This window comes from Mesorhizobium caraganae (genome assembly GCF_016836705.1).
GTDB classification, from domain to species: Bacteria; Pseudomonadota; Alphaproteobacteria; order Rhizobiales; family Rhizobiaceae; genus Mesorhizobium; species Mesorhizobium caraganae.
In genome coordinates this window covers 87,000-109,792 of sequence record NZ_JAFCGY010000017.1, presented here as the reverse complement: position 1 = coordinate 109,792, position 22,793 = coordinate 87,000, and the positions used below count along the sequence as shown (strand labels likewise).

The following is a 22,793-nucleotide window of genomic DNA, read 5'->3' as shown; positions in this document are numbered from 1 at the left end:
CGATAAATCGGACTGGCGACCGGGCTTCGTTCGGAATCCGGCCTGGATGTTTCAGGGCACGATGACGCCGCGTCCCGTGAACCGCCGGTTCTTGAAATCGTCGAGCGCGGTGTTGATGCTGGCGAGGTTGTACTCGGTGTAGTGCATCTTCACCTTACCGTCGGCGTTGAGCTCCATCAGTTCGACAAGCTCGGTGAAATTGCCGACCAGGCTGCCGCCGATGTTGATCTCCTCGATGACGAGATGCGCGGTCGGCACGTTGATGTTGCCGCCATAGCCGACGACGAACAATTGTCCGCCCTTGCGCACCATCTTCCAGCAGATGTTCTCGACACCGAGTTCACCGACGAAGTCGATCACCACATGGGCGCCGCCGCCGGTGATCTGGCTGACTTCCTCGATGACATTCGGCCCGCCGTCAAGAATGAAATCGGCGCCCAGATCCTTGGCCAGCACCCGCGCCGCCGGCTCCCGGTCGACGGCGATGATGCGGCAACCCGAAATCGCGTGCAGCGATTGCAGCGCGATATGGCCGAGCCCGCCTATGCCGAGCAGCACGCAGTAACTGCCTGGCCGCAGGAGCTTTGCGGCGCGCTTGGCGGCGCGGTAGGCGGTGATGCCGGCATCGGCCAGCGGCGCCACCTCGATCGGCGTGATGTTGGCATTGAGCTTGATCAGCGAACGCTCGCTGGTGATGAAATATTCGGCGAAGCCGCCATTCATGCCAAGACCGGGAAACTGGCCGTTATCGCAATACATGTCCTCGCCATGGCGGCAGTTGAGGCAGATGCCACACGAACGGAAGGGATGGCAGATCACCGCGTCACCGCGCTTGACCGACCTGACGCCGCTGCCGACCTCCTCGACCCAGCCGGCATTCTCGTGGCCCATGATGTAGGGCAACAGCGTTCCCTCGGGATCCATGGTCGGCTTCCACACGCCTTCAATAATGTGCAGGTCGGTGCGGCAGAGGCCTGCAGCACCCACTCGCACGATCACTTCGTCGGGCGCGGTGATCGTCGGCGCCTTGACCTCCTCGATCTTGAGCCGGACGTTCATCTTCGGATCGTATTCGTAGAGTCTGGCAGCTTTCATCGTCGTATCCTTTCAACGTCGAGATTGTCTGGATTGCTTCAGGCGCGGCCCAGTTTTTCAGAGCCGCCGCCACGCGCCGGCCCGGCCGTCGGATCCTCATCCTCGGCAAGATCGCCAATCAGCGTTTCGGTGGTCAGGATCAGCGTCGCCACCGAGGCTGCATTGGCAAGCGCGGTGTAGGTAACGCGGACCGGATCGATGATCCCTGCCTCGAACATGTTCTGGTACGCGCCGGTCGACGCGTTGTAGCCGTAGCCGCCATTGATGCGGGTGACCTCGACTACCACCGCTTCCGGATCAGCGCCGGCATTGGCGGCGATGCGCCAGAGCGGCCGCGACAGCACCGAGCGCACCAGGCGCACGCCTTCGGCGACATCGCCGTCGACACCGGCCGCCACCTTTTCAAGCAGCGGTGCGATCTGGGCGAGCGCCGAACCGCCGCCGGCGACGACACCCTCCTCGGATGCGGCACGCACCGCATTCAGCGAATCTTCTATCAGCTGGATGGTGCGTTTCTGCTCCACCGGCGTGACGCCGCCGGCATACAGGATCGCGGTGCCGCCGGAGAGCTTGGCCAGGCGTTCGCGCAGCTTGTCCTGATCGATGTTGGGCTGCGAGGCTTCGTACTGCCGTTGCACCTGCGCGCGACGCGAGGCGATTGCGGCATGGTCGCCGCCACCGCGAATGATCGAGGTGTAGGACGAACTGGTCTTCACCCGGTCGGCCGTACCGAGATCATCCGCCGTGATATCCTCGAGCCGGCCGCCGAGATCGCGCGCGATCACCTTGCCGCCGGTGATGATGGCCAGATCCTCCATCATCGCCTTGCGCCAATGGCCATATTCCGGCGGATGGACGACGAGGTATTTTCCAGGTCCCTGCTTGCCGAGCAGCGTCACCACCACTTCCGGCGACATCTCCTCGGACACGATCAGCAGCGGCCGGCCATCCTCGTCGGCGATGCGGCGAACCGCATCGAGCTGCCCGGGCTCCTTGATCTTGAGATCGGTCATCAGGATGTAAGGCCGTTCGAGCACAGCCTCCATCTTCTCCTGGTCGGTCACCATGTGATGCGAGAGATAGCCGCGTTCGAAGGACATACCTTCGACGACATCGAGCGTCGTCTCGGTGGTGACGCTGAAGTCGGTGGTGATGACACCTTCGGCGCCTACCCGCTGATGTGCCTCAGCCACCAGCGCGCCAAGCTTCGTGTTGGTCGCCGCGATGTTGGCGACCGACGCCAGGATGCCGTTGCCCTTGGCGGGCTTCGCCGAAGCCTTGAGCGCAGCCACCACCGCCGCCACGGCAAGGTCGATGCCCTTGCACAGATCGACGGATTTCACCCCGCGCTCATTCGCCTCGACGCCACCCTGGATCAGAGCGTTGGCGAGCACGATGGCGGTCGTGGTGCCGTCGCCGGCGATCTCGTTAGTCTGCATCGAGACTTCGCGAACGACTTGCGCGCCCATGTTTTCGAAACGGTCGTGCAGCTCGATCTCGGAGGCGATGCTGACACCGTCACGGGTCACCATCGGTGTGCCGATCGGCCGGTCGATCATGGCGTTCATGCCTTTGGGGCCAAGCGTCGGCTCGACGGCGGCGGCGAGCCGGAAGACGCCGCGGGCGAGAGCACGGCGGGCGTCGGAATTGTGAAGCATTATCTTGGGCATGATTCCTCCTTCCGCCTTACGGGCGGGTTGTTGGTTGGGGGCCTCGTGCGAGGGAGGCCGTTGCTGTCAGTTCTGCTTCAGGCGGTCGGCGCGGTTCGCGCCGGCACGCGATCCAGAATGAAATCGACCAGCGTCGGCTCGCCGTCGATCACATCCAGTTCCTTGTATCTGCTCTGCTTGAGCCCCCGGCACAGCGCGCCGTTGAACTCCATGTTGATGCGCACACCGCGCAGTTCGGCGAGGTGGGCACTGAGTGCGCCGTGCGGGATACGCTGCCCTTCCCAGGTCACGAAGACAGGATCATCCACCCGGCGATCGGGAAACCGCTCGAGCAGGGCCGCCCGGTATCGCGGCTTCTGTTTGGCTGCCTCGCCCGGTTCGAACCGCGCGACGTCATAGGCCGGCAGGTCCATCCCGAGGATTTCGCGATCGGTCAGACCGTGCGCCTTGAGGCCGCGCAGAAGCGCTTCCTGGCGCCGCTTGAAAGCCTTCATCGCGAAGGTTTCGCGCAACGCGCCGAGATCCTGATCCTCGGCAAGCACGGCAAAGATCGCGCCGAAGGTCTTGCCTTCCGCCATGCCGCGATTGACCTCGTCCGCGAACATGTGGTCGTGCAGCCTGACGCGATAGACTGGCGCCCAGGAGAGCTGGTCGAGCGCCTTGCGCACGCCGTCCAGCATCAGGAACGCGAAGTTGGGCGAGCACCAGTAGGTCGGCAGGCGGAAGTCTATCTCCACGCTGCCATCGCCCGTTACTTGCGCCCGCTCGACGAAACCCATCTCGGTGATGGGTTCGTCGAGTTCCGGGTCGTTGACCTCACCAAGGCGCCGCCAGAGTTCCTTCTGGCCGTCGCCGGAAACGCTGGCGGTTGCCATGGCTCCTACTCCGCCGCGATGCTGAAGGGCGAACCGGCGAGCGCCTTCTTCTTGGCTTCGACGTCGATGTTGTAGAGACGCGCGGCGTTGAGGCCGAGAATCTTCTCCTTGATCTCGTCGGTCAGCTGCACGCCGCGTTCGGCGGCAATGTCCTCAGGGATCTGGTAGGCCCAGAATTTCTCGACCAGCCAGCGCGGCGTCCAGATCGCATAGTCGGAACCGAACAGGATCTTCTCCGGCCCGAGCCAGAACAAAAGCTCTGCGATGACCTCGCCGAAATAGCGCGGCCGCGCGTGGATGAAGGGCAGCGCCACCGCCAGCCCGCCATAGACATTGGTTTCCTGCGTCGCGATCCAGCAGAAATCGTCGAGACGCGGCAGGCCGCAATGCTCGACAATCCAATTGAGGTTTTGGAAATCCGTCGCAGCGTGGTCGACGTCATGAACGTCGAAGGCATCCTTGCTGAGCGGGATGATCGTCGGACCCTTGTGAACGTGGATGTTCTTGATGCCGAGCTTGTCGCAGAGTTCGAAGCATTTGTAGGCATCGGGATCGGTGAGCTTCCAACCCTTGGAGGCGCCGTTCCATTCGGCCGTGTACATCTTCACGCCCTTGACGTTGTAGGTCTCCTTGAGGAAGTGGATGTATTCCAGCGCCTTCTCGCCGTCGCGCGGGTCGAAGGCACCGTTGACGATGAAACGCTCGGGATAGCGCTTGGCAACCTCGGCGTTGCGCTCGATCGTGTTGAAGCCGTTCTTGTAGAAATCCTTGAGGTAGGTCGACTGGACGATCGCCACGTCGTCGGGCCCGTCGATGAACAGGTCGCGATAGAGATCGTCGGCGCTGTATTTCTCGAACTTGCTTTTCTCCCACAGCTGTTCCTTCGGGCTCAAGCCCGTGTGATAGGCATAGAAGCATTCGATGAACTGCTTGCCGTGGATGTTCTTCTGATTTTCCGGGCTGCCGTCCCAGAAATGGGTGTGGCCGTCGACCACGAAAATGTCCTTGCCTTCCGGTGTTCTGTACATGGTTGCCTCCGCAGCAATCGCATTGATCGGTTCGGCGCGCCGCACCCGCGGCGCGCCAGTTTCCTTGGCGGCTATTCGATGTATTCGAACATCTCATCCATGTTGCCGAACAGGATCACGGTGTTGTCGTCGACGCGGACCATCCGGCCGTAATGCGTGGAGGTGTTGACCTCGAAGGTCTCGGCCGAAATCTCGCGGCCGAGATATTCGCCGATCGCGTCCATCTTGAAGATCAGCTTGCCGTCACCGTCGATGCGGATCAGCGCCGGCTGGTAGGTGACGATGACACCGGGCTTCTGGCCCATGAATTCGGCGATGGCGCGAGCCTCGACCGAGTCGTTCATGGTAACGCCGCACTGATGCGAGATCGTCTGCTCGAAGGTGATGTCCTTCATCGCCTTGAAGATGTTGGAATGCGTTGCGTCGCGTGCTGCTAGTGACATGACGATTTCTCCCTGTTTCAGCGCTTGAGGCCGAGTTCGCCGAGGATCTGGCCAATCCGTTCCTCGGATTTGGCGCGGACATCCACGAACGCGACCGGCTTGGAATGTGGCATCGACCAGATCGGCTGCAGGCCGGTGGCTGCCTTGTCGGCGAGCGCGCCGTGCTTCTTGACCCAGCCCTGGAAGAGCTTCCTGTTCGCCGCGCCGTACTTCTCGTCGTTGGCGAGCATGTGGATGAGGTCGATCGTGTTGGCGAGGTTGCGCTCGTAGTCGGCCTCGGCGGCCGAGATCACCGCCGGCGTGATGAAGTCGTGGTTGGCGGCGGCGATCTGCATCAGGAAGCCTGAGCGGAACACCTCGCCCACCAGCGGCTCGAAGACGATGTTGATGGCGAAATACTGCTCGAGATAATCGGTCGCGCCCATGATGGTTTCGACCGCTTCGCGCGTGCCTTGCCAGTTCTTGTCGTCGAGCCAGGCCTTCTTGCCGAGCTCATCGTCCCAGTCGGGAAGGTCCATGCCGATCTCGGCAAGGTAAAGCGTGATGTCCTGGGCAAGCCTGAGCTTGTAGGAAGAGTTGGTCAGCGTCGCGTTGTTGATCATCTGGGTGTAGCCGTAACGCTGCGCCTGCATCAGCGAGGTGCCGAGCCCGAATTCGGCATGTTTCCAGGCGCCGAGCTGGGCTTGCAGGATCTTGACCCAGGCCTTGTCGAAGGTCTTCGGCGCGCCCGACTTGCGGGCATTGTTGATGACGCTCTGCACCATCGTCTCGATCTTCGACTGACGCTGGTAATGCGTGCGCTCCCATTCCTGGTCGGGGGCGCGGAAGGCATGCCAGTTGGAGCTCTGGGCGGCGGTGTTCTGCTTGACGTAGGCGCCCTTGCCGTCGGCGAAGGAGATGATCCAGTTCTGGATCAGGTAGCGTTCCGGATCGGGCTGCACGTCGACCGTCATGTCCTCATAGTGGGTGGCACGCTGACCTTTCGGCTCGAAATACCTGTATTTCCGGCTGTCGGAGTCGGCGAAGGTCGCAGCACCGGCGGCTCCGGATCCGACTGAACTCGAGGTTGCAGGCATAGTCTCTCTCCCTTGTTGCAGTTGTGGTGGCTTGCGCGTTGCCGCCCTCAATGGGCCGGCGTTGCACCTGCCGATGTGGTGAACTTGTCGAAGAAGATCCGCTCCGTTTCGAAGCCGTTCATGAACAGCACCGGCTGCAGCGCATCGATCATCGGCGGCGGGCCACAGGCATGGACATCGCCCTGCCCGTCGACCGCGAATTGCTTGAGCATGGCGTCGACGCTCTGGTGAACGAAGCCGCGTTCGCCTTGCCATTCGGCGTCGTCATTGGCGTGCGACAGCACGGGAATGAAGGTGACGTCGGAATGATTGCCGACCAGCTCGGCGATCCTGTCGAGGTAGAACAGGTCGTTGCGGGTGCGGGCGCCGTAGAAGAAATACACCGGACGTTTCTCACCGCTCTTCAGGTGGTCGTTGAGGATCGACCAGATCGGCGACATGCCCGATCCAGCGCCGACCAGGATCAGGGGTCCTTGCCGTTCGTCGCGGCGGAAACAGGTTCCGTACGGTCCGACGACTGTGACTTCGGCTCCGGCCCTGATGCCTCCGGAATCGAGTTCTCCCGAGAACTTTCCTTCAGGGTATTTTTTGATGATGAAGGAGAGTTTCTGGGTTTGGTCCGGCGTATTTGCCATGGAGAACGAGCGCGTAATCGTCTCCCCTTTTTGCGTGGTAACCGTGATGTCGACATATTGCCCCGCCCAAAACTTCATCGGCGAGCCGAGTTCGATCTCGATGCCGCGAATGTCGTGGGTCAGGTGCTCGATGCGAGCAATCCGGCCCTTGTAGGTTTTCACGGCGATCGCTTTCGCCAGAATCTCCTCGTCGTAGTTGAGGAGCTCGACTTCCAGGTCGGAGTAGGCGATGCAACGGCACAACAGGACGTGGCCGCTTTCCTTCTCCATGTCGTTCAGTGCGAAGGTCGAGTATTTCAGCATGTCGACTTCGCCTTCGAGCAACACGCTTTTGCAGGCCGAGCATTGCCCCTCTTTGCAGCCGTGCGGCAGGGCGATGCCCTGGCGAAATGCGGCGTTGAGCACCGTTTCGCCGTTCTCGACCTCGAATTCGACGCCGACCGGACTGAGCCTGACCGTGTGGGTTTCCGACATACGGACCTCCAGTGAAAGGAAGGGGCGGGACGAACCCGCCCCCTTGGCCTGATCAGTTGCAGGGATTGATCGTGAAGCCGGCCCGGTACTCCGCCAGGTGCTTCTCACGGTCCGCGGGCGACATGGCACGCAGCGCGTTGAGCGGCGATCCGAGCGTGTTGCCGCGCACATCGTCGAGCGTCCACATCTCCTTGTCGTCGAAGCGCAGATGCGGCTGCGGAACCAGTGTCTTGCCGTCGGAACGGACGAAGTTCAGGTCCTTGATGGCATCGGCCAGATCCCAGCCGTCATAAAGCGTCTCCCACTCGCGCTTGCCGCTGAAGCGGCCCATGGCAGGCGTCGGACGGCCCTCATACTCATCGTTGAAGGCGACCATCGTGGTCCAGCGGTCGAGCTCATGGGCGAAGGTGTAGAGTTCGCCGTTGATCTCGCCGACCACCATGTCCTCGCGGATCAGGCAGGGAACGAGGCACGACCAGCAGCGGTGCGGATAGACGTAGCCGACGTCGCTGTTGAACAGCAGCACCTTCTCGCCCTTGTGGCTGAGCTTGGCGTACCATTTCCAGAACTCGCCGAACTCGGCGTACCAGCCCGGATATTTGTGCTCGAACCACTCGAAGTCCTTGTCGGTCTGGGCTTCGATGCGCCAGAAATTAACCGGCCAGCCAACCGCGAAGAACTGCCCGACCTTGTGGACGTAATTCTTCTTGGTGATGCGTTCCCAGGCTGCCTGGACGTCGTCGTGATGGACCTTGATGCCGTATTTCTCGAGCGGCAGCATGTAGGTGCGGTAGTAGTCCTCATAGATCCAGCGGTGCCACATTTCCGCGTAGGACTCCTTGTTCTTGTCGCGGTTGGTGGTGCCGTATTCGATGAAGGTGCCGATGGCCGCATCGACGATCGCGTGGTTCTGCCAGAAGGCGTAGCGCAGGTCGCGCTCGAGCAAGAGATGGTTCTCCGGCTCCTTGAGCGCCGCCATCAGCAGCGAGTGGCCGTTGCCGATGTGCCGGCTTTCGTCGGATTGCACCGACAGGAAGACGGTCGGCAGCGCGTAGTCGCCGTTACGGGCGGCTTCCGAAGGCATGGCGACGAACAGCGTGTTGGTGAAGGCGGTCTCGGCGACCACGGTCAGGTACATGCAGGCGGCGGTCATCGTATCGCCGGTGATGAAACCTTCCGCAAACTGCCGGCCGATGGTGGTGGCGTAGCATTTTCCGAAGGCTTCCTCGGTGATGTCGAAGCCGGCCGGATCGATGTAGTTTTCCATGTACCATTTCTTCAAATTCATCTGGATCGTCGAGTGACGGAACTCGTCGATCATCTGCATGGTGAAGCCGGTCCGCAGTTCCTCGCCGGGTGCGATGCGAGCGACCATCGCCATCGAGCGGGCAGCCGAGATTTCCGGGAAGGGAATGATGGCCAGGAACAGCTTCATCCACTCGACCCAGCGCGGCTCGACATTGCGGAACATGTCGCCGCGCAATGCCGCATCGAGTGCGCCGTAGACACGGTTGTCCTTCTCTTCCTGCATCGGGAAGTAGGACCGCAAAACCTGCTTCATCGGGTCGCGCGGCGTCTTGTTGATCTTGTAGTCGGTCGGAAATGTCATCGCTTCCTGGACGTAGGAAGGATTCCAGCCGAGATCGGCGATCTTCTTGGTTGCCTCGCCGACGGAGATTCCGCGTTGCGAGGTAATCTTGTTGAGCGTCAGAGACGTCATGGTCATAAGCCTCCACCAGGTTTGAGCCGCAGGTCCCTTGACCCCGGCATGAAGCGGCAAAGCACCGCCAGTGAGAGTGCGAGCGGCATGACAATGCGTTGCGCGTCGAGGCGCGACCCGGGGTCCGGCCGTTCAAGTGGATCGGGGCAAAGGTTTCGAGGGGTCTGGCAGGGATCCGCGGCGCGCCAACCGCATGTGCGATGGGCGTATCGAAGCGGTTCTGCTTCCTCCGTTCCTTCGTTCTTTTGGCACCGCGTCCGGCGCGATGGGCTTCTTATGGAAATGAACAAAGCAAGCGCCGTGCCAGTTTTAAAACAGCGCTCACGTCTGGCATTCAAAACAAGATCGTTGCCTTTTCGGCAGGCGATCCGGCACCCAACTGTAACGTTCTTTTACAGTTGTAACTTACGCCTGTAATATTTAACATATATTCGCAAGTGCAGCATATCTAGTTAGCATCCGCAGCAAATAATGAAATTCATATTATCTGTTTAAGTCTTCGTCTTTCCATACTATTTGAAAAGCGACGACCCATGGGCCGACCTGGCGCTGGAGAAAGACCATGCCGAACGACAAGGACGCAAGCGAGCCGACCGGACCAATGTCCAGCCATGCCGATGGCGTCGCTGGCGATCTCGTCAAGCTGATGCCCCGCGATCTGGTGTTCGTCATGCGCTTCATGGGCGAGAGCCAGCACCGTCTGCAGAGCCATTTCCAGGAGTTCATCCGCGCCGAGCTCGCCGCCGGCGGCGTCACCACGGAGACGCATCCGATGATCCATCTGTTCATCGAAAGCCATGCGATCCTGCTGCGCGACTTCGTGTTTTCCGGCGTTTCGCTGACGCGTCAGTTCCGCGTCGACGAGATCGAGCGGCTGACCGGCGATACGACATCGATGATCCGCGTCGACATCTGGGACCAGCTCAAGAATCACATCGACACGGCCGAAAAGCAGTTCCAGTCGCAGGCCGGCACATTGCCCAAATTGCTGTCGGCTTTTGAAAAATCGCCCGGGCCTTCGGGGAGCGAAAAATGACCAAAGGATCCGAAACGGCCAGGCGTGACGCGCTGCTTGCTCGCCGGCTCGATCTCGTCGCCAGCGTCTCCGCCCTCACGGCGGAAGCACTGCGGCTCAACCAGAAACGCGCCGGTATCGAAATGGACGTACTGCGGCTGGAGCTGGAAATCGGCAGGAGCGGCGCCAATGCGCAACTGGTGCGGGACTTGCATGAGGCTGAGCAGAGCGCGACGGCAATCGTGCAGGCATGCACGGCTTGCGAAGATCGCATCGTCGCGGCCGAAGGTGACATCGAGGAGCTTGACCGCCGGCTTGCCGCACCGGCGAACAAGAACTGACGGGAGAGAGAGCATGAACCAGCAGACGATGCAGAGCCTGACCTTGTTCGACCTCCTGGCCCGCAGCTGGCAGCGACCGTCGGCGATCGCCGATCTGCGCTTCAGCAGCGACGGTTCGGCTGTCGCTTTCACCTCGGTGGACGGAACCGCTGTTGCCGCGGTCGCCGATCACGAGCCGCCGGAATCGCGGCTCAGGGTGAGCCACGATCTCGGCCAGACGACGATCCGCCCCAGGGAGAAGCCACCCGTGCCGCTCATCGCCACCGCGGCATTCGGAGATGGCGATGTTCCGATCGTCGCCCATACGCATTCCGGCTTTCTGGTCGGAGCGGCCAGCGGCGACGTGCTGGGCCTAACCGCCGGCGGTGAAATCGGGGCCCCTCTGGTAAAGATCGATGGACCGATCGTGGCCATCGACTACAGCACAAGGGCGGACAGGACAGCCGTCAGCAATGGGCATGATGTCTTCCTCGCGCGCGGCCACAGCGGCGCGATGCGACTGGGACGCGGTGAACCATCGTCGACAGGGGCCCTCGCCTTCTCGCCGGGCGGGCGGCGCCTGGCCTGCGGCGTTGGTGAAGGGCTGTCGATCTGGGCGGTCGAGGGCGATGCAGCCTTGATGCACGATATCTCCCTTCCAGCGCACCCGGTGTCGATCCGCTGGAGCAGCGACGGCACATGGGTGGCCTGCGGGCTCGAAACAGGCGGCTTTGCCCTGGTCAGTCTGGCCGATGGCCGAGCGGACATCGTTGTGGGATTTCCATCGCCGGTGCGGACAATGTGCTGGAGCCAACCGGCTAATGCGCTGTTTGCCTCGGGCGCCTTCCGGATCGCGGGCTGGTCGATGACCGCCCCGCCGGTTGGCGGCGACACATCCGGCGCGCTGGAGACTGGCCGCGCAGGGCTGGTTCTTGTCGAGGCGGTGGCGGCACACCCGGAAAAGAAGCTGATTGCGGCGGGCTATGCCAACGGCCGCATCATAGTCGCTCAGACCGGCGGCCGGGACGAGCTCCTCGTCAGGCCGCTGGGCAGCGCGGTCACCGCGCTTGCCTGGTCCGGCGACGGACGACACCTGGCGGTGGGCGCCGTCGACGGTACCGCCGCGATCGTCACCTTTCCCGCGCAGATGTTCAAATAACGGACGCAGTCCGATATGAAACAGGAGGATGAAATGCAGACCGAACTCACAGCCGAGGACAAGAGCAAGGACGAATTTTTCGAACGGCTCGCCGAGCTTTCGGAAGAGATGGTGGCCAAGCACGGCAAGGATTTCAGCATGGGCGCGCTGGTACTTGCCGCCCGCTGGATCGCTGAAAATCGCGTTGGCAAGCTGAAGACCAACTAGATCGACGAGACGATCCGTTCCTCAAGCGACCCGGCGATCTTGTGGTGCAGGATCGTATGCCTGGATGGCGGCATCAGCGGTAGGGGCCGGCTCTGCTTTCGACCACATTACGGCAAGCGCCATCGGCTACCCGCCGCGAGTCAGTCACGCGACACGGACAGTCCCGTGAGAAGCGGCGCGTACGCGGCGAGCCTGCGGGATACGAACTCGGTGAAGAGCCGCACGCGCTTCGTCTTGCGCGTCTCACCCTGTGTGAGAAGCCAAACCGTTCCGTACATGTGCAGGTCGGTACCCGGCACCCTCACCAGCAAGGGGTCGGCATCTCCGATGAAGCACGGCAGTGTCGTCATCCCGACCCCTTGCCGTACAGCAGCGATCTGCGCCTCGCCGTCCGTGGTCCTGAACGGAACCCCCGTGGTGCGAACCTCACCCTCGCTGGCCCAATCCGGAATTCCATGAATGCTTATGACGATCCACCGGATGGGATCAGGCGCGCCCGCTCGCCATGCGGCCAGTCGATCCCGGGACATGTAGACGCCGCCGAATAGCTCCGGTCCCTTCAGGCCGTGAAGATTGAGCGGCAGGGTTTTGCGGTCGTAGACGACGCGGATCGCCACGTCGGCCTCTCGGTTGGTCAGATTTGCCAGCTCGCCGGACGACAGGATTTCCATCTCGATGTCGCGATGCAGATGCGCGAAATCGGCGAAGTCCGGCATGAGCAGGTGTGTCGCAAGGGTCGGTGCCAGCGTCACCCGCAGAAGCCCGCGCACGCTCTGGTCGCGCCCGAAGACGCGCGTCTCCAGCTGATGCGACGACGCCTCCATCTGGTTCGCGAGTTCGAGGACCTCCTCGCCCGCAGCGGTCAGGCGGTAGCCCGAAGGCAGCTTTTCGAACATCTGCGCCCCAAGACGTTCCTCGAGCTGGGCGATGCGTCGCAGCACGGTTGAATGATTCACCCCAAGGTGCGCGGCGGCAGCCCGCACCGAGCCTCCGCGCGCGGCGGCAAGAAAGTAGCGAACGTCATCCCAGTCGATCATGGTGCATTCCTGCGCCGCGCAGTGCGGTTTGCAAAGCCCATTCTAACACGCTCAGCCGCAGTTCGCGCGGTCGTCGCGGCGTTCAATCATCTAGCTGGATCGTTTTCGCACCACCGATATGCGCGATTGCGCACTCACCGCCCGACTTCGGCGAACCCATCTCGAGGCTCTCGCGGGACTTTCGCGTACAGCCAAAGACACGAGACGGCGAAACGAAGGATGCATGACATGAACAGACTGAATGGCAAGACCGCCGTCATCACCGGCGGCGCCACCGGCATCGGCCGCGCCGCGGCAAAGCGCTTCATCGAGGAGGGCGCCTTCGTCTTCATCTTTGGCCGCCGGCAGGAAGCGCTTGACGCCGCTGTGGCCGACCTAGGGCCCAATGCCCGCGCGGTGAAGGGCTCGGTCTCCGATCTGGCCGACCTCGACCGACTCTACGCGGCGGTGAAGGCCGAGCGCGGAACCCTCGACATCGTCTTCGCCAATGCCGGGGCCGGAGGCCCGCTGCCGCTCGGCCAGATCACCGCCGAGCACATTGACGAAACCTTCGACACCAATGTGAAGGGTACGATCTTCACGGTCCAGAAGGCGTTGCCGCTGATGGGCCCGGGCGGCTCGATCATTCTGACCGGGTCGAGCGCCGGCACCACGGGTGCTCCGGGGTTCACTGCCTACAGCGCGAGCAAGGCGGCAGTGCGCAACCTCGCGCGGACCTGGGCGGAAGACCTGAAGGGCACCGGCATCCGGGTCAACGTGCTGTCGCCCGGAGCGACGGCGACCGAACTCGCGAAGGAGGCGCTGGGCGAGGAAGGCCAGAAGGCCTACGGCGCGATGACTCCGCTCCAGCGCATGGCCGATCCGGCGGAGATCGGCGCCGTGGCCGCCTTTCTCGCATCGTCGGACAGCAGCTTCATGACCGCCAGCGAAGTCGCCGTCGACGGCGGCCTGGCACAACTCTGACCCGATGCGGGACCACGCTTCTCAAACTTTACGAAAAACCAAAACACACGACCAAAGGTGAAAATTATGAAAAAACTCGAAGGTAAGGTTGCAGTCATCACAGGCGGAAGCAGCGGAATTGGCTTGGCGACGGCCAAGCGCTTTGTAGAAGAAGGTGCACACGTCGTAATCACTGGGCGACGAGAGAAAGAGCTGAAGGAGGCCGCAGCCTTCATCAAGAGTAATATTACGACGGTCGCGGGCGACGTGTCACGCTTGGAAGATCTGGATCGGCTCTATGCCATCGTGAAAGAGAAACATGGTCACATCGACGTTCTCTTCGCGAACGCTGGCGCGGGGACAATCGCACCGCTCGCAGCAGCTACTGAGGCCCACTTCGATCAGACCTTCGACGTGAACGTGAAGGGGCTGTTCTTCACGGTGCAGAAGGCCCTTCCCCTCTTCAAAGACGGCGGTTCGATTATTCTGAATTCTTCGGTTTCGAACGTGTTGGGGTTGCCGGGGTTTAGCACATACGCCGCGAGTAAGGCGGCAGTGCGCAACTTCTCGCGCGCTTGGACTCTAGAGCTGAAAGACCGCAAAATCCGAGTGAATACGATGAGCCCCGGAGCAATCGAGACCCCCGCGTTGGAGACAACAACGGGCCTTACCCCTGAGCAAGCCGAGCAAGCGGTCGCCCAGTTTGCTTCACAGATCCCAATGGGTCGCAGGGGCAAACCAGAGGAAATCGCGGCTGCTGTCACGTTCCTCGCCTCCGATGATAGTTCTTACATCACCGGTGTGGATCTCGCCGTTGATGGCGGCATGGCGCAGGTCTGACCCCGGCGCGGTCCCGTGGCTGGCCCTTCAGCCCCGCCAGTAGTGACCCCGCTTCTCAAACGTTAGTTCCAACACAAAATGGGAGAAACATTATGAGCTTTGCGATTATCGGCTTCGGCAATATCGGCAAGGCCCTGGCAAAGGCGTTTGCACGCAAGGACATCGAAGTGTCCGTGGCAACCACGCGCGACCCGGAAAGCTTTGCATCCGACGCGGCCGCGATCGGACCCACGGTCATCCCCAAAACACTGGCGGAAGCGGTCAAGGCGGACATCATCTTTTTGGCGGTCCGTTTCGAAGCGCACCCAGGGGTCGCAAAGGCGCTCGCCACCTGGCAGGGGAAGACCATCGTCGATGTGACCAATGCCTACGGAGTGCCTCCTGAAAAACTGGGGGAACAGCCTTCTACCAAGTTCGTTGCACAGGCATTCTCTGGTGCAAAACTGGTCAAGGGCTTCAACCATCTGGTCGCTGCCGTCCTTGACCAGGATCCGGCCGTGCATGGTGGCAGGAGGGTTGTGTTCCTGGCGAGCGACGATGACGACGCCGCGGCGGAGATTGGTGTGCTTGCGGAAAAGCTCGGTTTCGCGCCGATCAAACTTGGCGGGCTTTCGGAAGGCGGATTGCTGGTCCAGGCGCGCGGAAATAGCTGGGGTCAACTGATCTTCAAGGACTTGGTCAAGTTCGACTGATGAACACGACGTGCCCACCAGCAGAGCTGCGATGCACGGATCGGATCGAGCGCGATGCGATCCGTGCGAAATGGAGAAATTCCCATGAGTATTGAGAAGAACATCCAGACGGTGAAGGACTTCTTCGCCGCGATCGGCCGCGGCGACAGGGAGGCTATGCTGGCGCTGGTCGCCGAAGACATCGAGTGGATCATCCCCGGCAAAGACTGGCCGTTGGCCGGAACGCGCCACGGCCACGCCGGGCTGGCGGATTTGCTTGAAACGGCATCCAAGTCGATAGAAACATCCACGGAACCCCGGGAGATCGTGGCGCAAGGAGACCGGGTCCTCGTCCTCGGCTTCGCGAGGGGAAAGATCAAAGCCACGAACAAGACGTTCGAGGACGACTGGATCTTCGCCATCACAGTCCGGGACGGTAGACTGACCAACATCCGTGAATACGTCGATACGCAGGCACTGGCCCGGGCCTCGCAGATGGACGCGTCCGGGCCGGCTTAGCGCTGGCCACGTGCGGACATCGAGTCGGGGTAGACGGTGGACCAGCCGTAGATTGCCCCCTCGCACGCCGCAGCCAGTCGAATGCTCAACCTAAAGGAGATTCCGATGTACGACCAATCTAAACTATCCGAGTTGATCCGGTTCGCACGTGTAGATGCGGGCTCCACCGTCATTGACGTCTACCCGGGCGACGGCGACTGGACGCGCCTCTTCTCCGACATCGTCGGACCAGAGGGGCGGGTCTACAGCTTCGTGCCGGCCGAAGTCGCCGACTTCAAGAACGATCCGGTTGGCCGCATGCGGACACTCGCGAAGGAGCCGGGCCGAGAGAACGTCGAAGCCGTCTCGGCGGATCTCGTGGCGATGCCGGAGGTCACGCAGCCAGCAGATGTGCTGTGGCTGCACCTGTTTTACCACGATCTTCACACCGCCCTAATCCAGAAGAAGGGTGCGACGGCGACCGACTTCAATCGAGCCGTCTACGAGCGGCTGAAGCCCAGTGGGTCCTACGTCATCGTCGACCACGCCGCCGCCCCTGGGTCGGGCACGAGCGACACCCAGGCGCTGCATCGGATCGACCCTGCCTCTGTTCGCGAGGAGGTCGAGGCGGCCGGCTTCGTACTGCATGCGAAAAGCATCATACTCGCGAACAGGGACGACCCGCACTCGATCAAGGTGTTCGATCCCTCGATCAAGGGCCAGACCGATCGTTTCGCCTATCGGTTCGTGAAGCCCTGACAGGTTCCCGGCGCCGACTTCATGTCGACCTCCCCAATGGGTGCAAACAAGCCCAGCGAAGACATCGAGGCAACCCTGCTTGCCGCCACGAAGTCGGCTTTGGATGAGCTCGGCTGGTGGCCCCCGCGACAAGTGGCAGCGAAGGCCGCTAAAGCTTTATTTTGGAGTTCTCCTTGAGGAGCTGGAAGGCCTCCCGTCCTCCGCCTTCGTTGCGAAGTCGTTCGCCGGCGCCAAGTTCGGCAAAGGCTTCAAATCACCTGAGTGCGGCCACCCTGGCTGCCGAAACATCGCATGCCGGGGTGCTGCTTGCAGGGATGGAAGTGCGTGGAGCAAGATGGCGGCTGATAACCGGTTGGAGCTCGGTCTCCCAGACAAGGAGAGGCGCCCTGTGAAGGTGAAACGCCCAGTGCTGGGCCGCTCACTCAGTCGACACCAAACAGCGCGCCGAGCCACGCCATCTGTTCGCGCTCCTGGCAGCCTTGCCCGCCTTCATGGTTGTTGAATTCGTATTCTACGATGACCTTTTCCCCCCCGCAGGCATTGAACGCGCCATAGACTGTAGAGGGCGGGCAGACTTCGTCCATCAGGGCCACCGAAAACAGCGCTGTCGCCTTGGACTGCCGGGCGAAGTTGACGCAATCGAAATAGCTGAGCGTTTCAAAAACTTTCGCCTTCTTTTCGCGATGCTGCGCCAGAAAACGAACGATTTCCAAATAGGGATCGCGCACGGCAGTCTGCACAGCGCGCGGAAAGTCGCATAGAAATGGCACGTCAGGCATTACGGCCTTGACGCGAGGGTCGAGGCCGCCAACCGCGAGCGAAATACCACCACCCTGACTGTCGCCGCAAACCGCGATGCGTTCGGGATCGACGAAGTCCAGCCCTATGAGAGCGTCTATCGCTCGCACACCATCGGTGAACAGGCGCCGGTAGTAGTAGTCACTCTTGTCCAGCACGCCGCGCGTCATAAAGCCGGGAATGGACGAGGTCGAGCCGACCGGATCCGCGGTCCCACCGACGCTCCAGTCGCTTCCCTGTCCACGTGTATCCATTCGGAAATAGGCAAAACCTGACGCCGCCCAATGCAGTTGCTCATGCGCCAAGCCGCGGCCGCCGCCATAGCCTATATACTGCACCACGAGGGGCAGCCGCCCTGCACGATACCGACCTCGCCGCCGGCCTGGCGGGCCTCGGCGATGGTCGACATCCAGAACCGGCTAAAGTCCCCCGGCATGGTGACACTGCTGACATACGCGCCCAGTTCGGGCTGGATCAGATCCGGGAACGCCATTGTCCCTCCAAAGTTGAAATAGGAGCAAAGTCGGCGATTAACATGAATGGCTCTGCATTCGGTCCGCGCAGGGTTTAAATCTATCTTACCGGCCCAAGATATTTGGCCTTGTCCGCTCTGCCATTTTTCTGTCGCATGGCTAGCACTCGGCGGCAGACCTTCATCCGAGGCGCCACTCGAAAAAAATGGGACGGTGGCCGCCCCATCCATGTTTCTCTAGCTGCCCGTCTTGATCTGGGTCCAGAGGCGGTTGAGTACGCGCTGCTCCTTGGACCCGTAGGGAGAAATCGTGAAAAGCTTCTTGAGCGTCTCCTCCGTCGGGTAAACCGACGTGTTCTTCAACACCGCTTCGTCGATGAACTTCTGCGAGGCGAGATTGCCGTTGGCTGTTTGGACATAGTTGGTTGCCTTGGCAATGACTTCCGGCCGCATCAAATAGTTGATGAAGGCGTGCGCCTCATCCACATGCTTGGCGTCGGCAGGGATCGCCAGATTATCGAACCACATATAGGTGCCTTCCTTAGGGATTAAGTATTCAACATTAACTCCATTGTTGGCTTCTTTGGCGCGGTTCTTGGCCTGCAGCACGTCACCCGACCAGCCGATGCTGATGCATTTGTCGCCATTGGCCAGATCGTTGATGTAGGAAGAGGAGTTGAAGGTACGGACATAGGGCCGGATTTTCGTGTAGATGTCACCGCCGGCTTCGAGATCCTCTTTCTTCTTGGTGTCGCCGTCCTTGCCGAGATAGTTCATGGCAATGGCTACTGTCTCCTCGGGCGCATCGACAATATTGATGCCGCAGCTCTTTAGTTTGGCCGCATTCTCCGGCTTGAAGAGCACGTCCCAGCTGTCGATCTGCACGTCGCCGAGCGCTGCCTTCACCTTGTCGACATTATAGCCGATGCCGGTGGTGCCCCACATATAGTTGACGGCATATTCGTTGCCCGGGTCATACTTGGCCAGGCGAGCCATCACGTCGGGCCACATGTTGTTGAGGTTCGGCAGCTTGGACTTGTCGAGCTTCTGGAACACGCCGGCCTGAATCTGGCGGGCGAGGAACGGTCCGGTCGTGACAACCACGTCATAGCCGGAGCCGCCGGCAAGCAGCTTGGTTTCAAGAATTTCGTTCGAATCGAAGGTGTCGTAGACGACCTTGATGCCGGTCTCCTTGGTGAAATCGTCAAGGATGGAATTGTCGATATAGTCGGACCAGTTGTAGACGTTGACGACCTTGTCCTCCGCCAACGAGACGCCTGCGGAAAACAGGACGGCCGTCATCGTGACAGCCAGTCCGAGTAGCTCCTTCTTCATTCAGGTTCTCCTGTTGTGGCGCCCCCCATTCTGGTGGCAGGCCGTTGTTCCATTCTCGAAGGCAAGGAGAGTGGCGTTGCCCTCCCCTCCAATTGTCTGGAGGCCAGCCGGTCACCCGTTCTCCAGCAAATGCATTGGCGACCTCATTGGTGCCTTCCCAAGCTGTCATCGAAAGCGCTGACAAAGATGTCGACTTCTTCGCGCGACCAAATCAGCGGGGGGCGTAGCTTGAGCGTGTTGGGCGTGCCTTTCCCGATGAGAATGTTGCGAGCAAGCATGTCGTCAATGAGTCGCTCGGTCAGTGTGATGGCCGGTTCCTTCGTCAGGCGATCAGTCACCAATTCCACGCCAGTCATCATTCCAAGCCCGCGTACGTCGCCGATTGCCGGGTGCTGTTCGGCTAGACGCCCAAGTTCCTGGCGCAGATATTCCCCGATGACTGCGGCCCGCTTGATCAGGTCTTCCCGCTCCAGCACGTCCAGCACAGCCATACCGGCCGCACATGCGACGGTGTTGCCGCCGAACGTGCTGAACAACAGCGGGTAGGTGCCATTGAGGAACCGCTTCATCAAATCCGAGCTGAGAATGACGACGCCAAGAGGGTGGCCATTTCCAACCGGCTTGCCCATTGTTATGAAATCGATGTTTTCGTCCTTGAGCCCGTTTGCTCGGAAACCCCAAAAAGTTCCCATGCGGCCGCAACCGGCCTGCACCTCATCCGCAATGACGAACCCGCCCGCTGATCGAACCTTTTCCGCGACAAGATTGAAGTAGTTTTCAGGCGCCCGCAGCACCCCGCTCGAACATAGGGCAGTGTCGACCATGAATGCCGCCGGCCTGTGGCCTCTTTCGCGCAAGGCGGCTATCGCCCTGTCGGCGTCGGCGGCATATTTCTCTGCCGCTTGGGGGTGGCGGGAAAATGGCCCCTTATACATATCCGGGGCCGTCAGGGTCTCAATGCGTCTGGGGTGCTCGTCGGCGGGAAGATGACGCCAGCTTTCATTGGAGAGGGCCGTCGTCAGTTCCGTGCATCCATGGTAAGCTTGGTCAATTATCAGACCCCCGTCCTGCCTGCTGAGCGACATGGCTATCTGCATCGCCAGGTCGTTGGCTTCGCTGCCCGAATTGACGAAGATGCAGGTGTCGAGGTGATCAGGCAGGTCGGCGGTCAGGCGCGCCGCGTACTCGGCAGCCACGTCGCACATATACCGGGTATTGGTGTTCAGCGCGCTGGCCTGGCGGTAGATCGCTTTCGCCACGTGCGGATGACAATGACCGATCTGGGGGACGTTGTTGTAGACATCCAGATAGGCGGTGCCATCGGCGGCATACATCCAAGCTCCGCGGGCGCGGGTGATGTGCAATGGCTTGTCGTAGAAATGCCATATCGGTCCCAGGTGAGCTTCGCGCTCACGCCTGAGCGCGTCATAGTCATCTGCGAGACGCTCGCGATCGTTGCTCGTAGCGCCATACACCGGAAACCGGCATGCCTGACGAAGCCGCCGGACCGCCTGTGCGCGACCTTGACGGCTCAGCAACTCCATCATTCGAGGGTAGTGGCTGGCGTCTTCGATATGGCGGATGCCAGATTCATCCGTGGCTTCTCTCGCTTCCACGATGACAGTGGCCATCGCGAGACGCAGGAGCATCGCATCGAAGATGAGATCAATCTCATTTTCTTCGAGTGGGTATGTTGAATCGAAGCCTGATGTCACGTCGCAAAGGTAGGCGATCGGATCATCATCATGTTTTGAGAATGTCTCGGAGGCAGTGACAATGTCTGCGACAATCGAATTATAGCCCATATCGCCGAAGTCGATGATACCCACCGGCAAGGTACTATTCCGGGGATCGACCAGGATGTTGCCGCCATGCGAATCCTGATGCACGACTTGCCGCCGCGTCTTCGACAATTGGGGAAGGGTAAAGCGTTCGGCGCGCTCGAAGATTTCGTTGCACAATTGCCGAAGCCCGGCATCGGAGATCTTTGCTGTTTGTGGGCGCAAAGCCAGGGCACGTGAAATGTCCCAGAGGTGCACATTGCTGTCCGCGTATGGATGAAAAAAATCGCGCAGCGCGTAGGCAAGCCGTCCTACCATTGCACCTATGTTGAACCGGGTGCCGGCGGAAAACGCTTCCTCAACCTGCTCCATGACCTTCCCAGGAAGGAAAGTAAGCACACGCACCATATGCCGGGAGCCGCGCTCGTCCTCGATCCATTCATAGGCGGCGCCCGCGAGGGAGGGAACAACACGAGGTAGCGGAAGGTCCGGATCGCGCTCGAAGATATGGTTCAGGGCTTTGACCTGCATATCCACGACGCCTTCAGGCTCACTTACATTCGATATCTTGACGACGACGTCGCGACCATCGGTGCGCCCGATCCGCCAGGATAGATCGCGCTCGGAAGCCAGTTGCCCGTATGTCCCCTCGAGCCCGTAGCGGGTCGCGACGACGCGCCTTGTCGCTTCCAGCGAAAAACTGGGAAGGTTGCGAAGCAGCAGAGCGTCTGTGCTCATTCCATACCCTGAAGCCAAAGATCAAAACGCTCGACGCGGCGGCCGAATCGCTGCTGCACATTTGGCAGGGAAGTCCGCAGATGGCATTTTTGCCCTGCGCATCGCCAGCCGTGCTAGACGCTAGACCTCTGCTGGCGTGGGAAGAATATCATTCAGAGAACCGATACATTGGTTTTTACAAATGCATCCGGTGTGCCTTGACGATCGTGTCGCGGACATAGGCGACGTTGGCAGCCTGTTCGCCTGCGCGCGTGGCGACCTCGATGTCGGCGAAATAGGCCTCATCGGCAATGGGAAGTCGGCGCAGACGCCCCTGCTGTTCGAACAAGCTCGCAAAGTGTAGCGGCAGGACCCCGAGGTAGGCGCCTGACAGAACCATCAAAAGCTGCGCCTCAATGTCAAAGGTTACGCGGTTTGCGGATGAGTTGTCGAAGCGGTTGCGCCGAATACCATACCAATAACCTCTGTGCACCCAGGGATGGCCGTAGCATTCCGCACTCGTAATCGTCTCGTCTTTTCGGTGAAACAACGGATGCGTCGATCCGCAAAACACCGCATGCTCTTCTCGGTAGATGATTTGGTATTTCACGCTTGCGACTTTGATGTCAGAACCACCAATTCCAATGTCTATGTCGTTTTCGGCCACCGCCTTTGTTATATCGTTGGGTCGCATGATCTTGAGATTTAACTCGATTTCTGGTGCGGTTGCGGAAAGCTCGGCAATTGCGTCAGAAATCCGTAAATTTTGGTCTGTCGCCATGCAGTCGACAATACCGACGCCGACCTTTCCCGCCAAAGCGCTTCTGAGGCACGAAAGCCGGGCCGAGTTGGCGTCCAGCATCCCGGCGATTTCCGTGCTGATTTCGTAAACCCGGCGCCCCTCCTCCGTGAGCGAAAACCCGCGACGCCCTCGTTCACACAATTTCACCCCGAGCCGCTGTTCAAGCGCGGTGAGATGGTTGGAGACCGTAGGTTGGCTAAGCGACAGTTCCATCTGCGCCGCAGACATGCCGCCATTGCGGGCTACGCTTTCAAAAACACGAAAAAGATGGAGATCGGACCCCGATATCTTCATGAAAGCAGATTGCACCAAATGCATCGGATGGCAATTAGAGGAGACGTCCGCGAACGATGCATCATCCGGTCGGCACTGCACGCCAGCAAATCGACCGCATCCCAATACTGCCAACGAGCCCCCCAGGCGC

Annotated in this window: 23 protein-coding genes and 1 pseudogene; 10 read left to right on the top strand and 14 right to left on the bottom strand. The window is 60.7% G+C overall.

The window, feature by feature from the left end; translation table 11 throughout:
* Positions 1 to 51: 51 nt before the first annotated feature.
* From JQK88_RS24205 to JQK88_RS24170, 8 genes are all read right to left on the bottom strand, one after another.
* The gene (locus tag JQK88_RS24205; protein ID WP_112566229.1) at positions 52 to 1,095 is read right to left on the bottom strand and encodes an NAD(P)-dependent alcohol dehydrogenase; all 1,044 of its coding nucleotides are present in this window, start codon (positions 1,093 to 1,095) and stop codon (positions 52 to 54) included.
* A gap of 38 nt (positions 1,096 to 1,133) precedes the next feature.
* A complete protein-coding gene (locus tag JQK88_RS24200; RefSeq protein WP_192259841.1) occupies positions 1,134 to 2,765 on the bottom strand; it encodes a molecular chaperone GroEL in 1,632 nt (543 codons plus the stop codon).
* Between the two features lie 77 nt (positions 2,766 to 2,842).
* A complete protein-coding gene (locus JQK88_RS24195; RefSeq protein WP_203279654.1) occupies positions 2,843 to 3,640 on the bottom strand; it encodes an iron-sulfur cluster assembly protein in 798 nt (265 codons plus the stop codon).
* A gap of 5 nt (positions 3,641 to 3,645) precedes the next feature.
* Positions 3,646 to 4,668 carry an amidohydrolase family protein gene (locus JQK88_RS24190; RefSeq protein WP_192259852.1) on the bottom strand — a complete coding sequence of 341 codons (1,023 nt, stop codon included), beginning with the start codon at positions 4,666 to 4,668 and terminating at the stop codon, positions 3,646 to 3,648.
* A 71-nt stretch (positions 4,669 to 4,739) separates the two neighbouring features.
* A complete protein-coding gene (locus JQK88_RS24185) occupies positions 4,740 to 5,111 on the bottom strand; it encodes an MmoB/DmpM family protein (protein WP_192259854.1) in 372 nt (123 codons plus the stop codon).
* Positions 5,112 to 5,128: 17 nt separating this feature from the next.
* Positions 5,129 to 6,187 carry an aromatic/alkene monooxygenase hydroxylase subunit beta gene (locus JQK88_RS24180; protein WP_203279653.1) on the bottom strand — a complete coding sequence of 353 codons (1,059 nt, stop codon included), beginning with the start codon at positions 6,185 to 6,187 and terminating at the stop codon, positions 5,129 to 5,131.
* Between the two features lie 47 nt (positions 6,188 to 6,234).
* Positions 6,235 to 7,296 (bottom strand): NADH:ubiquinone reductase (Na(+)-transporting) subunit F, encoded by a 1,062-nt coding sequence (locus tag JQK88_RS24175; RefSeq protein WP_203279652.1) that lies wholly within the window; start codon positions 7,294 to 7,296, stop codon positions 6,235 to 6,237.
* 52 nt (positions 7,297 to 7,348) lie between these two features.
* Positions 7,349 to 9,022 (bottom strand): aromatic/alkene/methane monooxygenase hydroxylase/oxygenase subunit alpha, encoded by a 1,674-nt coding sequence (locus tag JQK88_RS24170; RefSeq protein WP_203279651.1) that lies wholly within the window; start codon positions 9,020 to 9,022, stop codon positions 7,349 to 7,351.
* Positions 9,023 to 9,578: 556 nt separating this feature from the next.
* Between JQK88_RS24170 and JQK88_RS24165 the strand changes: the two genes are divergently transcribed.
* Genes JQK88_RS24165 through JQK88_RS24150 form a run of 4 tightly spaced genes read left to right on the top strand, consistent with a single transcriptional unit; the run spans position 9,579 to position 11,717 of the window.
* A complete protein-coding gene (locus tag JQK88_RS24165; protein WP_203279650.1) occupies positions 9,579 to 10,052 on the top strand; it encodes a hypothetical protein in 474 nt (157 codons plus the stop codon).
* The gene (locus JQK88_RS24160) at positions 10,049 to 10,372 is read left to right on the top strand and encodes a hypothetical protein (protein ID WP_203279649.1); all 324 of its coding nucleotides are present in this window, start codon (positions 10,049 to 10,051) and stop codon (positions 10,370 to 10,372) included. Before JQK88_RS24165 ends, JQK88_RS24160 begins: the two co-directional genes overlap by 4 nt.
* Before the next feature lie 13 nt (positions 10,373 to 10,385).
* Complete coding sequence (locus tag JQK88_RS24155; protein WP_203279648.1) at positions 10,386 to 11,510, top strand: WD40 repeat domain-containing protein; 1,125 nt, start codon at positions 10,386 to 10,388, stop codon at positions 11,508 to 11,510.
* A 33-nt stretch (positions 11,511 to 11,543) separates the two neighbouring features.
* Positions 11,544 to 11,717 (top strand): hypothetical protein, encoded by a 174-nt coding sequence (locus JQK88_RS24150; protein WP_167434275.1) that lies wholly within the window; start codon positions 11,544 to 11,546, stop codon positions 11,715 to 11,717.
* A 140-nt stretch (positions 11,718 to 11,857) separates the two neighbouring features.
* Here JQK88_RS24150 and JQK88_RS24145 read toward each other — a convergent pair whose 3' ends face one another.
* Complete coding sequence (locus tag JQK88_RS24145) at positions 11,858 to 12,754, bottom strand: LysR family transcriptional regulator (RefSeq protein WP_203279647.1); 897 nt, start codon at positions 12,752 to 12,754, stop codon at positions 11,858 to 11,860.
* Between the two features lie 228 nt (positions 12,755 to 12,982).
* On the opposite strand from JQK88_RS24145, the gene JQK88_RS24140 reads away from it, so the two are divergent.
* From JQK88_RS24140 to JQK88_RS36425, 6 genes and pseudogenes are all read left to right on the top strand, one after another.
* On the top strand, positions 12,983 to 13,717 hold the full coding sequence (locus tag JQK88_RS24140; protein ID WP_203279646.1) for an SDR family NAD(P)-dependent oxidoreductase: 735 nt from the start codon (positions 12,983 to 12,985) through the stop codon (positions 13,715 to 13,717).
* A 66-nt stretch (positions 13,718 to 13,783) separates the two neighbouring features.
* The gene (locus tag JQK88_RS24135; protein WP_203279645.1) at positions 13,784 to 14,536 is read left to right on the top strand and encodes an SDR family NAD(P)-dependent oxidoreductase; all 753 of its coding nucleotides are present in this window, start codon (positions 13,784 to 13,786) and stop codon (positions 14,534 to 14,536) included.
* Between the two features lie 92 nt (positions 14,537 to 14,628).
* Positions 14,629 to 15,228 carry an NADPH-dependent F420 reductase gene (locus JQK88_RS24130; protein WP_203279644.1) on the top strand — a complete coding sequence of 200 codons (600 nt, stop codon included), beginning with the start codon at positions 14,629 to 14,631 and terminating at the stop codon, positions 15,226 to 15,228.
* Between the two features lie 84 nt (positions 15,229 to 15,312).
* On the top strand, positions 15,313 to 15,726 hold the full coding sequence (locus tag JQK88_RS24125; RefSeq protein WP_203279643.1) for a nuclear transport factor 2 family protein: 414 nt from the start codon (positions 15,313 to 15,315) through the stop codon (positions 15,724 to 15,726).
* Between the two features lie 105 nt (positions 15,727 to 15,831).
* On the top strand, positions 15,832 to 16,464 hold the full coding sequence (locus JQK88_RS24120; RefSeq protein WP_203279642.1) for a class I SAM-dependent methyltransferase: 633 nt from the start codon (positions 15,832 to 15,834) through the stop codon (positions 16,462 to 16,464).
* 172 nt (positions 16,465 to 16,636) lie between these two features.
* Positions 16,637 to 16,763, top strand: a pseudogene (locus JQK88_RS36425) (NADP oxidoreductase coenzyme); the annotation flags it as partial.
* 123 nt (positions 16,764 to 16,886) lie between these two features.
* Here the strand turns inward: JQK88_RS36425 and JQK88_RS24115 are convergent.
* The 5 genes from JQK88_RS24115 to JQK88_RS24100 all read right to left on the bottom strand — a co-directional run bounded on the left by JQK88_RS24115 (position 16,887) and on the right by JQK88_RS24100 (position 22,777).
* Positions 16,887 to 17,567: an acetylxylan esterase gene (locus tag JQK88_RS24115; RefSeq protein WP_246750002.1), complete on the bottom strand. Its 681-nt coding sequence runs from the start codon at positions 17,565 to 17,567 to the stop codon at positions 16,887 to 16,889.
* 20 nt (positions 17,568 to 17,587) lie between these two features.
* Positions 17,588 to 17,755, bottom strand: a complete 168-nt coding sequence (locus JQK88_RS36420) for a hypothetical protein (protein WP_246750001.1) — start codon at positions 17,753 to 17,755, stop codon at positions 17,588 to 17,590.
* Positions 17,756 to 17,971: 216 nt separating this feature from the next.
* Positions 17,972 to 19,069: a polyamine ABC transporter substrate-binding protein gene (locus JQK88_RS24110; RefSeq protein WP_203279641.1), complete on the bottom strand. Its 1,098-nt coding sequence runs from the start codon at positions 19,067 to 19,069 to the stop codon at positions 17,972 to 17,974.
* Positions 19,070 to 19,212: 143 nt separating this feature from the next.
* On the bottom strand, positions 19,213 to 21,588 hold the full coding sequence (locus JQK88_RS24105; RefSeq protein ID WP_203279640.1) for an aminotransferase class III-fold pyridoxal phosphate-dependent enzyme: 2,376 nt from the start codon (positions 21,586 to 21,588) through the stop codon (positions 19,213 to 19,215).
* A 175-nt stretch (positions 21,589 to 21,763) separates the two neighbouring features.
* Entirely contained in the window at positions 21,764 to 22,777 is a 1,014-nt protein-coding gene (locus JQK88_RS24100) for a LysR family transcriptional regulator (protein WP_192250705.1), read from the bottom strand.
* Positions 22,778 to 22,793: the final 16 nt, after the last annotated feature.

Excerpts from the sequence above, each read along its gene's own strand:
- JQK88_RS24205 (WP_112566229.1), bottom strand. The coding sequence starts at position 1,095 with ATGAAAGCTGCCAGACTCTACGAATACGATCCGAAGATGAACGTCCGG.
- JQK88_RS24200 (WP_192259841.1), bottom strand. The coding sequence starts at position 2,765 with ATGCCCAAGATAATGCTTCACAATTCCGACGCCCGCCGTGCTCTCGCC.
- JQK88_RS24195 (WP_203279654.1), bottom strand. The coding sequence starts at position 3,640 with ATGGCAACCGCCAGCGTTTCCGGCGACGGCCAGAAGGAACTCTGGCGG.
- JQK88_RS24190 (WP_192259852.1), bottom strand. The coding sequence starts at position 4,668 with ATGTACAGAACACCGGAAGGCAAGGACATTTTCGTGGTCGACGGCCAC.
- JQK88_RS24185 (WP_192259854.1), bottom strand. The coding sequence starts at position 5,111 with ATGTCACTAGCAGCACGCGACGCAACGCATTCCAACATCTTCAAGGCG.
- JQK88_RS24180 (WP_203279653.1), bottom strand. The coding sequence starts at position 6,187 with ATGCCTGCAACCTCGAGTTCAGTCGGATCCGGAGCCGCCGGTGCTGCG.
- JQK88_RS24175 (WP_203279652.1), bottom strand. The coding sequence starts at position 7,296 with ATGTCGGAAACCCACACGGTCAGGCTCAGTCCGGTCGGCGTCGAATTC.
- JQK88_RS24170 (WP_203279651.1), bottom strand. The coding sequence starts at position 9,022 with ATGACCATGACGTCTCTGACGCTCAACAAGATTACCTCGCAACGCGGA.
- JQK88_RS24165 (WP_203279650.1), top strand. The coding sequence starts at position 9,579 with ATGCCGAACGACAAGGACGCAAGCGAGCCGACCGGACCAATGTCCAGC.
- JQK88_RS24160 (WP_203279649.1), top strand. The coding sequence starts at position 10,049 with ATGACCAAAGGATCCGAAACGGCCAGGCGTGACGCGCTGCTTGCTCGC.
- JQK88_RS24155 (WP_203279648.1), top strand. The coding sequence starts at position 10,386 with ATGAACCAGCAGACGATGCAGAGCCTGACCTTGTTCGACCTCCTGGCC.
- JQK88_RS24150 (WP_167434275.1), top strand. The coding sequence starts at position 11,544 with ATGCAGACCGAACTCACAGCCGAGGACAAGAGCAAGGACGAATTTTTC.
- JQK88_RS24145 (WP_203279647.1), bottom strand. The coding sequence starts at position 12,754 with ATGATCGACTGGGATGACGTTCGCTACTTTCTTGCCGCCGCGCGCGGA.
- JQK88_RS24140 (WP_203279646.1), top strand. The coding sequence starts at position 12,983 with ATGAACAGACTGAATGGCAAGACCGCCGTCATCACCGGCGGCGCCACC.
- JQK88_RS24135 (WP_203279645.1), top strand. The coding sequence starts at position 13,784 with ATGAAAAAACTCGAAGGTAAGGTTGCAGTCATCACAGGCGGAAGCAGC.
- JQK88_RS24130 (WP_203279644.1), top strand. The coding sequence starts at position 14,629 with ATGAGCTTTGCGATTATCGGCTTCGGCAATATCGGCAAGGCCCTGGCA.
- JQK88_RS24125 (WP_203279643.1), top strand. The coding sequence starts at position 15,313 with ATGAGTATTGAGAAGAACATCCAGACGGTGAAGGACTTCTTCGCCGCG.
- JQK88_RS24120 (WP_203279642.1), top strand. The coding sequence starts at position 15,832 with ATGTACGACCAATCTAAACTATCCGAGTTGATCCGGTTCGCACGTGTA.
- JQK88_RS36420 (WP_246750001.1), bottom strand. The coding sequence starts at position 17,755 with ATGGCGTTCCCGGATCTGATCCAGCCCGAACTGGGCGCGTATGTCAGC.
- JQK88_RS24110 (WP_203279641.1), bottom strand. The coding sequence starts at position 19,069 with ATGAAGAAGGAGCTACTCGGACTGGCTGTCACGATGACGGCCGTCCTG.
- JQK88_RS24105 (WP_203279640.1), bottom strand. The coding sequence starts at position 21,588 with ATGAGCACAGACGCTCTGCTGCTTCGCAACCTTCCCAGTTTTTCGCTG.